The 270-nt window shown below is 64.1% G+C and carries 1 protein-coding gene; it reads left to right on the forward strand.

Annotated elements, in window-relative coordinates; genetic code table 11:
- Positions 1-270: ATP-binding protein (locus tag AC2YI2_RS35290; RefSeq protein ID WP_487391160.1), on the forward strand; the 270-nt coding region annotated here is incomplete at both ends.

The following is a 270-nucleotide window of genomic DNA, read 5'->3' on the forward strand; positions in this document are numbered from 1 at the left end:
GATCAGGAACTGCTGCTGCTCATCTTCCAGCCCGGCTTCTCGACCGCTGCGCAGGTGACAAACCTCTCCGGCCGCGGCGTCGGAATGGATGTCGTGAAGAAGACGGTGGAAGCGCTTCGCGGCACGATCGACATCACCAGCAAGCCGGGCGAAGGCTCGGTGGTCGCGCTCCGCATCCCCTTGACGCTCGCCATTATCGACGGGCTGCTCGTCCGCGTCGGCAAGGGCAACTATGTCATCCCGCTCTCGGCCGTCGAGGAATGCCTCGAA

The sequence above is a fragment of the Rhizobium sp. SRI_017 genome (assembly GCF_057586295.1).